General features: G+C 64.7%; 7 protein-coding genes. 2 read left to right on the top strand and 5 right to left on the bottom strand.

What is annotated here, in order from left to right; translation table 11 throughout:
* Positions 1-367: 367 nt before the first annotated feature.
* On the bottom strand, positions 368-2,575 hold the full coding sequence (gene katG / locus ACR0NB_RS18820) for a catalase/peroxidase HPI (RefSeq protein WP_480776485.1): 2,208 nt from the start codon (positions 2,573-2,575) through the stop codon (positions 368-370).
* A gap of 304 nt (positions 2,576-2,879) precedes the next feature.
* On the opposite strand from katG, the gene ACR0NB_RS18815 reads away from it, so the two are divergent.
* Positions 2,880-4,499 (top strand): GMC family oxidoreductase, encoded by a 1,620-nt coding sequence (locus ACR0NB_RS18815; protein WP_480776484.1) that lies wholly within the window; start codon positions 2,880-2,882, stop codon positions 4,497-4,499.
* On the opposite strand, the gene ACR0NB_RS18810 is transcribed toward ACR0NB_RS18815, so the two are convergent.
* Positions 4,500-5,360, bottom strand: coding sequence for an SDR family oxidoreductase (locus tag ACR0NB_RS18810; protein ID WP_170364247.1), 861 nt, complete (start codon positions 5,358-5,360; stop codon positions 4,500-4,502).
* A gap of 87 nt (positions 5,361-5,447) precedes the next feature.
* Here ACR0NB_RS18810 and ACR0NB_RS18805 point away from each other — a divergent pair, with 87 nt between their 5' ends.
* Positions 5,448-6,083 (top strand): class I SAM-dependent DNA methyltransferase, encoded by a 636-nt coding sequence (locus ACR0NB_RS18805; RefSeq protein WP_170438810.1) that lies wholly within the window; start codon positions 5,448-5,450, stop codon positions 6,081-6,083.
* Between the two features lie 6 nt (positions 6,084-6,089).
* Here the strand turns inward: ACR0NB_RS18805 and ACR0NB_RS18800 are convergent, their stop codons facing one another.
* Genes ACR0NB_RS18800 through ACR0NB_RS18790 form a run of 3 tightly spaced genes read right to left on the bottom strand, consistent with a single transcriptional unit; the run spans position 6,090 to position 10,092 of the window.
* Entirely contained in the window at positions 6,090-6,869 is a 780-nt protein-coding gene (locus ACR0NB_RS18800) for a carnitinyl-CoA dehydratase (RefSeq protein WP_480776483.1), read from the bottom strand.
* Positions 6,870-6,871: 2 nt separating this feature from the next.
* Entirely contained in the window at positions 6,872-8,929 is a 2,058-nt protein-coding gene (locus ACR0NB_RS18795; RefSeq protein ID WP_170438814.1) for an acetate--CoA ligase family protein, read from the bottom strand.
* Between the two features lie 2 nt (positions 8,930-8,931).
* A complete protein-coding gene (locus ACR0NB_RS18790) occupies positions 8,932-10,092 on the bottom strand; it encodes an acyl-CoA dehydrogenase family protein (protein ID WP_480636878.1) in 1,161 nt (386 codons plus the stop codon).
* Positions 10,093-10,151: the final 59 nt, after the last annotated feature.

The following is a 10,151-nucleotide window of genomic DNA, read 5'->3' as shown; positions in this document are numbered from 1 at the left end:
CCGGTCTCTCCCAGGCGTCTCAACCGTCTTTCCAGTCCGTCAGGCCGTCCTTCCGACCAACCAACACCGCCTCAGCAGCGCCGGTGAAGGGGTATTTACGGATTAGGTCCGGGACCTGCAACCCCCATTTTGAAAAAACTTCGCAATTCTCGGCGGAATCTTTCCTGTGTTAATAAAAACAATAGGTTAGATTAATAATTCCCACGATTTCTCCCATTTTTGCGGTATGCGTTGGCCGTTTTGCAGGGTCCCTCTACGCGGTGTGGGTGGAATCGTGGCCGCGCGTCTTGGCAAGACCAGGACTCGGGTACGACAAACGCCGCCACGGTTTCCCGTGGCGGCGCTGATCATGGGAGCTGTTCCGCCCTCAAGTCAGGTCGAAGCGGTCCGCGTTCATCACCTTGGTCCACGCCGATACGAAGTCACCGACAAATTTGGCGTCGGCATCTTTCTGGCCGTAAACCTCGGCCAGAGCCCGGAGTTGTGAATTGGAACCGAATACCAGGTCAACGCGGGTTCCGGTCCACTTCACCTCACCCGAAGCCCGATCCCGGCCTTCATACACTCCTTTGGCGTCTGCCGCCGGCTTCCATTCGGTGCGCATGTCCAGCAGATTGACAAAGAAGTCATTGCTCAGAACCCCGACCCGGTCTGTCAGGACGCCATGCGCCGTGCCACCGAAATTCGCACCCAGAACGCGCATACCGCCGACCAGGACGGTCATCTCGGGTGCCGACAGGGTCAACAGTTGCGCCTTGTCCACCAGCAACTCTTCAGGAGACACGCTGTACTCCTTGCGCTGGTAATTCCGGAACCCATCCGCGATTGGTTCAAGCGGGGCGAAGGACTCGGCATCGGTCTGGTCCTGTGTGGCATCCGTACGGCCGGGCACAAAGGGAACATCGATGTCATGCCCGGCAGCCTTGGCGGCTTTTTCGATCGCCGCAACGCCGCCCAGCACGATTACATCCGCAAGTGAGACCTTCTTGTTGCCGGACTGCGCGGCATTGAACTCGGCTTGCACCGCCGCCAGAGCATCCAGCGCCTTGGACAGTTTCTCGGGCTCGTTGACGTCCCAATCTTTCTGGGGCGCTAGCCGGATGCGGGCACCGTTGGCGCCACCGCGCTTGTCCGAGCCGCGGAAGGTCGAAGCTGAGGCCCATGCCGTCGCGACCAATTCCGACACCGACAGGCCACAATCCAGCAGCCGGGCTTTCAGGTCGGCCACGTCCGCGGCGTCGATCAGATCATGGTCCACCGCCGGCACGTTGTCCTGCCAGATGAGCTCTTCTGCCGGCGCCTCGGGACCGATGTAGCGCGCCTTTGGCCCCATATCGCGATGGGTCAGCTTGAACCAAGCGCGCGCGAAGGCGTCGGCGAACTCGTCGGGGTTTTCGTGGAACCGCTTCGAGATCGGCCCATAGATCGGATCCATGCGCATCGCCATGTCGGCGGTGGTCATCATCGTCTTGACCTTTTTCGACGGATCATGCGCAGCTGGTGCCATGTCCTCTTCCTTGACGCCGACCGGCTCCCAGATCCACGCTCCGGCGGGGCTTTTGGTCAGGTTCCAGTCATAACCGAACAGAAGGTCGAAATAGCCGTTGTCCCACTTGATCGGGTTCGCGGTCCAGGCGCCCTCGATTCCGCTGGTCGTGGTATCGTCACCCTTGCCTGTGCCGTATTTGTTGATCCAGCCAAAGCCCATCTCTTCGATCGGCGCGGCCTCGGGTTCGGGGCCGACCAGCGCCGGGTCCCCGGCACCATGCGCCTTGCCGAATGTGTGGCCACCGGCAACCAGCGCGACGGTCTCTTCATCGTTCATTGCCATCCGGGCAAAGGTGTCTCGGATGTCGCGGCCCGAGGCCAGCACGTCCGGCTCCCCGTCCGGGCCTTCGGGGTTCACGTAGATCAGGCCCATCTGCACGGCGGCCAGCGGATCTTCCAGATCGCGCTCACCCGAGTAGCGGCTGTGCGGGTTTTCGGTCGGGGCCAACCATTCTGTCTCGGCACCCCAATAGATGTCTTCCTCGGGCGCCCAGATGTCCTCCCGGCCGCCGGCAAAGCCGAAGGTCTTGCCGCCCATCGATTCAATGGCGCAGTTGCCGGCCAGGATCATCAGGTCGGCCCACGAAATCTGGTTGCCGTATTTTTGCTTGATCGGCCACAGCAGACGACGGGCCTTGTCGAGGTTGCCGTTGTCCGGCCAGCTGTTGAGCGGCGCGAACCGCTGGTTCCCGGTCGAGGCGCCGCCCCGCCCGTCAGCCGTCCGGTAGGTACCGGCGCTGTGCCAGGCCATGCGGATGAACAGACCGCCATAATGGCCGTAATCCGCCGGCCACCAATCCTGCGAGTCCGTCATCAGGTCATACAAGTCCTGTTTCAACGCGTCATAGTCGATCTTCTTGAACGCGTCGGCATAGTTGAACTCGGCCCCCAGCGGATTGCCGGCCGGCTGGTGCTGGTGCAGGATCGCCAGGTTCAGCTGGTTGGGCCACCAGTCCCGGTTCGATCGGGTTCCGGCGCCGTGCATGATGGGGCATTTGCCCGTGTTGGGGTTGTCGCTTCCGTCCATCTTAATCTCCGATCCTGGCTGGTGTCTGTCTGTTTGCGAGGCAACCGTGCGTATGGCACGTCAAAAAGGGGCGGACCGCAGTCCGCTGGAATACCCCGAGTCATAGCAAATCCCTGTCATGAGAAAAAATTTTGTTTTCGGATCGATTTGATAGGTATTGATTATGGCTCTGCCGTGATCTTTCAAACCGATCCCCATCCACATGACGCGGCGTTTCCCGCCGCCCCGATTGCGTTTTGCCGCCGGTGCTTCAAACTGCGGGCCGTGACGCGCGACACCGCGCGGGCCACAGGGGAGGATCGCCATGCAATTCGACTACGTCATCGTCGGCGGAGGGTCCGCGGGATGTGTGCTGGCCAACCGTCTGAGCGCCAATCCGGGCACGCGGGTCTGCCTGCTTGAGGCGGGCGGGGGCGGGAACGGCATTCTGGTGCGGATGCCTGCCGCTGTGGTCGCCATGCTGCCGGGACGACCCAAGATCAACAACTGGGCCTTTGAAACGGTGCCGCAACCGGGGTTGAACGGGCGCACGGGCTATCAGCCGCGCGGCCGCGCCTTGGGCGGGTCCAGCGCGATCAACGCAATGCTCTATGTGCGCGGACAGCGGCAGGATTATGACGGCTGGGCCGATCTGGGCTGCGAGGGCTGGGACTGGGACAGCGTTCTGCCCTATTTCAAACGGTCCGAGAACAACGAGCGCGGCGTGGATGACCTGCATGGCGCCGACGGCCCGCTTCAGGTGTCCGATCAGAAAGAAGAACGCCCGATCACGCGCGCCTTCGTCGAGGCCGCCGCCCAGTTGCAACACAAGGTGACCGACGATTTCAATCGCGGCGACAACGAAGGCGCGGGGCTGTACCAGGTCACCCAGTTCCACGACCCCGCCAAAAACGGCGAGCGGTGCTCGGCCGCCGCGGCCTATCTGTTTCCAGTCATGGACCGGCCCAACCTGACGGTCATCACCGGGGCACAGGCGCGCGAGATCACCTTTGACGGCCACCGCGCAACCGGCGTGATCTATCGCCAGGGCGGCAAGGGCGCCGACCTTACTGTCACCGCCGCGCGCGAGGTTCTGGTCTGCTCGGGCGCGCTGAAATCGCCGCAACTGCTGCAGCTGTCGGGCATCGGCGACCCCGAGGACCTGACCCCGCATGGCATCACCGTCCGCCACGCGCTGCCGGGCGTGGGCAAGAACCTGCAGGATCACCTAGATTTCATCCTGGCCTACAAGACGAAGGACACCGACAATTTCGGCATCGGCGCCGCCGGTACGGTGGGGCTGATCAAACACCTTATGCGCTGGCGCAAGACCGGCGTGTCGATGGCGGCCACCCCCTTTGCGGAAGGGGCGGCCTTTCTGAAGACCGCTCCGGATCTGGACCGCCCCGACATCCAGCTGCATTTCACCATCGCGCTGGTGGATGACCACGCGCGCAAGCTGCATCTGGGCTATGGGTTCAGCTGCCATATCTGCAAACTGCGCCCCGAAAGCCGCGGCACCGTTTCGCTGCACAACGCCGACCCCTTTGCCGCCCCGGCGATCGACCCGGCCTTTCTGTCCGACCCGCGCGATCTGGACACGATGATCAAGGGCGCGCGGATGACGCGCGAAATCCTCGAGGCACCGGCCCTCGCCAAATACCGCCACAAGGAAATGTTCGGCACCGACACCGCCCGGACCGACCCGGATTGGGAAGGCCATATCCGCGCGCGGGCCGATACGATCTATCACCCCGTGGGCACCTGCAAGATGGGGGTGGACGATTTGGCAGTGGTCGATCCGCAGCTGCGCGTGCGTGGGCTGCAGGGGCTGCGGGTGGTCGATGCCTCGGTCATGCCGACGCTGGTCTCGGGCAACACCAACGCCCCCACGATCATGATCGCGGAAAAGGCCGCCGACATGATCCTGGCGGATGTGGTCTGATCAGTCGCCGTTCAACGTCTGATCCGCGTGCAGCGCCTCAAGGCCCACGCGGTAGTTGGGATATTTCAACGTCACGCCCAGATCGGTCTTGATCCGGTCGTTCCGAACGCGCTTATTCTCGTTGTAGAAACTGCGGGCCATCGGCGTCAGGTCGGCCGTGTCGAAATCCACCGCAGGCGGCAGCGGCAGGCCCTGAAGTTGCGCGGCATAGCCGATCACGTCCTGTGGCGGCACCGGTTCGTCATCGCATACATTGTAGATCGCGCCCGGATCAGGACGTCGCATCGACGCCTCGAGCACCTGCGCAATGTCTTCGACATGAATACGAGAAAACACCTGCCCCGGCTTGATGATCCGCCGCAGACCGCCTTTTTTCAGCTTGGAAAACGGCCCCCGGCCCGGCCCGTAGATGCCCGCAAGGCGAAAAATGTGCAGCGGCAGGCCGGGGATCGCGGCCCAGTCCTGCTCGGCCCGCAACCGCCAGCGCCCGCGCTCGGCCGTGGGTGTCGCCGGCGTGGTTTCATCGACCCAGTCCCCCTGGTGGTCGCCATAGACGGCGGTGGTCGACAGGTACCCGACCCAGTCGAACTGACCGGCGCGCGCGGCAATCTCATCCCGCAGGGCGGCCAGAACCGGATCTCCCTTGGCCGTGGGCGCGGTCGAGATCAGCAGATGCGTGACCCCGTCCAGGTCGGGGGCCTCGCCCGGCCAGACCAGCGGTTCGGCCCCGGCGGCGCGGATGGCGTCCTTCTCGGCGGCATCGCGGGTGGTTCCGACGATGCGCCAACCCTTGGGGGCCAGCCGGCGCGACAGGGCGCGGGCGGTATAGCCGTGCCCGAATGAAAAAAGCGTTCCAGTCATGGCCCCTTGATGATCGCGCCGCGGGCGGGATGCAAGCGCCGGATGGCCGCACTTGATTCGAATCCCCGCCTGCGCCTTCATGGTGTCATGAGTGATGACAAACCCAGCCTGCACGCGGCCTATGCGCTGAAAACTCCGGCAGACAACAAACGGCTCTATGCCGAATGGGCCGGAGATTACGATCGCGGATTCGCCGCGCGCGAGGATTACCAACTGCACATCCACACCGCCCGCGCCTTTGTCGGCGCCGGAGGGCAGGGCCCGGTGCTGGATGTGGGCGCGGGAACCGGCCTGTGCGGCGCGGTTCTGGCCGATCTGGGCGTGGGGCCGATCGACGCCACCGACATCAGTGCCGAGATGCTGGACAAGGCGATGCGCAAGGACATCTACCGCGACGCGATCGAGGCTGACCTGAACGAAGGCATCCCGGTTCCGCGCGAAAGCTATTCGGGCATCGTGTCGTCGGGCACCTTCACCCACGGCCATCTGGGCCCCGAGGTTTTCCCCGCCCTGCTGCGGGTGGCCCGGCCAGGGGCGCAATTCGCCCTGTCGATCAACGCCAAACACTTCGAGGCGCTGGGATTCGCAACCGCCTTCGACAATCTGCAGGCCGAGGGCCGGATCGAACATCTGACCCTGACCCCGGTTCGCATCTACGGCGATCTGGCCGCCGGCCCCAACAAGGACGACACCGCGCTGATCGCCCTGTTCGAGAAATCCTGATCCGCCTCAGCGGCCCTTCCAGACCGGGTCACGCTTCTCGGCGAAGGCGCGAGCCCCTTCCAGATTGTCCTCGGAGCCATAGAGAACATCGACCGTGCGCAGCTGGCGTTTGGTGATGCGGTTCATGATGTTCTGGAACTTGGAATCTTCGGCCTCGCGCAAGATCTCCTTGATCGCGGCGTAGACCAGCGGCGGGCCGCTTGCCAGCAGGCGCGCCAGGTCCCATGCCCGGTCCATCAGCCGGTCGGCCGGGACGATCTCGTTCACCAGCCCCCAGCGGTGCGCCTCTTCGGCGTCGAACCAACGGCCGGTCAGCAGTAGTTCCATCGCGATGTGATAGGGGATGCGCTTGGGTAGCTTGACGCTGGCCGCATCCGCCACTGTGCCCGAACGGATTTCCGGCAGGGCAAAGGTGGCGTGATCGGCGGCCAGGATCATGTCGGCGCTCAGGGCCAGCTCCAGCCCGCCGCCGCAGGCGATGCCGTTCACGGCGGCAATCACCGGCTTGTTCATGTCGCGCAACTCCTGCAAGCCGCCGAAACCGCCGACCCCATAATCGCCGTCCACCGCATCGCCCTCGGCCGCGGCCTTCAGGTCCCAGCCGGGGCAAAAGAATTTTTCGCCACCCCCCGTCAGGATCGCCACGCGCAGGTCGGGATCGTCGCGAAAGTCGCGGAACACTTCGCCCATGACACGGCTGGTCGCCAAATCGATGGCATTCGCCTTGGGCCGGTCCAACGTGACCTGAAGGATTGCACCATCGCGGTGGGTTTTGATCGGGTTCATGGTCATGCCTTTCGGATCAGGGCATCAACGGCGACCACACTGTCGGCCGCGCAGATGAGAGGGTTGATTTCAACTTCGTCCACGACCGCCGCGTTGGCAATGACGTAGTTCTGCACCGCCATGGCCACCCGCACGACCGCATCGATATCCACGCCGGGCTTGCCCCGATATCCGCTCAACACGGGCGCACAGGCCAGCTTGCCCAGCGCGTCGCGGACCGCAGACGGCGTGGACGGGATCAGGATCGAGGTAGAGTCGCGCAGGAGCTCGGTCAGAACCCCGCCCGCCCCAAGGGTCAGCACATAGCCATGCGCCGGGTCGCGGGTGACGCCGATCAATAGCTCGACAATCCCGGCCGGGGCCATTTCCTCGATCAGAACCTCATCGGTGCCGATTGATCTCGCGACCTCGGGCAGATCTTGTGCAGAAACGCCCAGCTGCACCGCGCCATGTTCGGATTTGTGCGCCAGGCCAACGCCTTTCACCACAAAGGGTCCGCTCAGACCGTCCACCGCCTTTCCCGCCCGATCCGCCCGCGCGACGACCGAGCGGGGAATCGGCACGCCGCAAGCGGCCAGTTCGGCCTTGGCCTGGGCCTCGGTCAGAGCGGTTGTGGCCGCATTGGCGGCGGGCAGCAGAACAGGCTCCTGCGGTTGGGGATGCGGGCGGGCCGCAGCGCGTGTCGCCGCCAGCGCCTCACGCAGCCCGGCAAAGGGCACGACACCGCCCGCCATCAACCGCTCGGCTACGTCCTCGGGCATCAGTTCCGGCAAGGTCGCGGCCACGGCAAAGGGACGACCGGTTTCGCTTGCGCAGGTCAACGCCGCACGGGTGGCGCAGTCCCAATCGGCGGCATCGGTGTGAGGGTAGTCAACGATCGAGATCGTCATCGCCACATGCGGCCCCGTCATCGCCGACCACGCCCGTGCCATCGCGTCAGCGTCGCGCCAGACATAGGTGTGGTAGTCCAGCGGATTGGCCAGCGCCACCATCGGCCCCAGCGCCGCGCGCAGGCCCGAGACCTGATCCGCGGTCAGCGGCGGAAAGTGCAGGCCGGATCCTTCGGCCATGTCGGCGGCCAAGCTGGCCTCGCCACCGGAACAGCTGATCGTCGCCACTCCGGTCCCGTCCAGCGGCCCGGTGACATGCAACAGCTTCAGTGTTTCCAGAAACTCGGGCACGTCCCCCAGCCGCGCGATTCCCAGCCGGTCCAGAAACGCCTGCGCCCCGGCATCGTCCCCCGCCAGCGATGCCGTGTGCGAAATGGTCGCTGCCTGCGCGTGTTCCGACCGCCCCACCTTGAGCGCCACGATCGGCACGCCACAGTCATGCGCCTTGGCGGCCAGCGCCTCCCACTTGCGCAGGTCGCCAAAGCCTTCGACATGCACGCCGATGGCGGTGATCCGGTCATCCTCCAGCAGCGCCATGGCGATTTCGGCCTGATGGGTCTGCGCTTGATTCCCGCAGGTTAGCATAAAGGCCAGCGGCAGCGCCCGGCGCTGCATGGTCATGTTGATGGCGATGTTCGAGCTTTGCGTCAGTATCGCGACGCCCCGGTCCACCGGGCGCATCCCGTGCTGGTCGGGCCAGATCGCCACCCGGTCCAACCCGTTGACGAAGCCGTAACAGTTGGGACCGAGGATCGGCATGTCCCCCGCCGCAGCGACCAGTTGCGCCTGCAGATCGGCCCCATCTGCGTCCTCGGCCTGCGCCTCGGTAAAGCCCGAGGCGAAGCACACCGCCCCGCCCGCGCCGATGCGGGACAGAACCTCGACCGCCTCGATGGTGGCGCGGCGATTGATGCCGACAAAGGCCGCGTCGGGCGCTTGGGGCAGGTCTTCGATCGTGGCAAAGACGCGCTCGCCCGCCACCTCGTCGGCCTTGGGATGCACCGGCCAGACCGGGCCGGTGAAGCCCAGTTTCCGCACCTGCCGGATGACCTCGGCGCACCATGCGCCTCCGCCAATCACCGCCAGCGAGCGGAACCCCAGCATCCGCCTCAGCGCGGCGAGCTTTCCCGGCGCGAGCGCACCCGCCGCGCCGCTGAGGCCCGGCGTCATGTTCACGCCCCCAACGCGCGCAGCAGGTCGCGGCTGATGATGTGGCGCTGGATCTCGCTGGTGCCGTCCCAGATTCGCTCGACCCGGGCATCGCGCCAGAAGCGTTCCAGCGGATAGTCATCCATCAGACCCATTCCGCCATGCACCTGGATCGCCGCATCGGTCACCCGCGCCAGCATTTCCGAGGCATAGAGCTTGGCCGAGGCGATCTCGCGATTGGCGGGCAGGCCCTTGTCCAGCCGGTCGGCGGCGGCCAGGGTCAGCAGGTCGGCGGCGTCGATCTCGGTGATCATGTCGGCGATCTGAAAGCTGACGCCCTGAAACTTGCCGATCTTCTGGCCAAACTGTTCGCGGGTGGCGGCATAGTCCAGCGCATAGTCGAAGGCCCGGCGGGCGCGGCCCACGCACATGGCCGCCACGGTGATTCGAGTGGCATACAGCCAGGTGTTCATCACCTCGAACCCGCCATCGACCTCGCCCAGCACCTGCGCGTCGGGCAGGCGGCAGTCGTCGAAATCCAGCACCATGTTCTTGTAACCGCGATGACTGACCGATTTGTAGCCGTCGCGGATGGTGAAGCCCGGCGTGCCGCGATCGACCAGAAAGGCGGTGATGCGCTTCTTGGGGCCTTTCGGCGTCTGATCCTCGCCCGTGGCGATGAAGACGATGATGAAATCGGCATGTTCCGCGCCCGAGATGAAATGCTTGGTGCCATTCACCACCCAGTCGCCGCCGTCACGCACGGCCGAGCATTTCATGCCCCGCACGTCCGAACCCGCGCCCGGTTCGGTCATCGCCAACGCATCCATTTTCTCGCCGCGCACGGCAGGCATCAGATAGCGTTCGACCTGATCACCCTGACAGGCCATCAGGATGTTCTGCGGCCGCCCGAAGAAATGGTTCAACGCCATCGACCCGCGCCCCAACTCGCGTTCGACCAGCGCGAATTCCAGATGGTTCAGCCCCGCGCAGCCGACGCTTTCGGGAAAGTTGCAGGCGTAGAAGCCGAGTTCGATCGTCTTGCGCTTGATCTCGTCGGCGATCTCTTTCGGTACATCGCCGGAGCGTTCGACCAGCTCTTCGTGGGGATAGATCTCATTCTCCACAAAGCTGCGGACAGTCGAGACGATCATCTCCTGCTCGTCGGTCAGGCCATATTGCATCGCGGGTCTCCGGTTTCTGGGCGTGCGATAATCCTGACGCGGCTTGAGGTCGCAATAAT

Source organism: Ruegeria sp. CG3 (genome assembly GCF_056537205.1).
The sequence above is the reverse complement of the archived record's forward strand: the minus strand, read 5'-3'. Positions and strand labels throughout refer to the sequence as shown.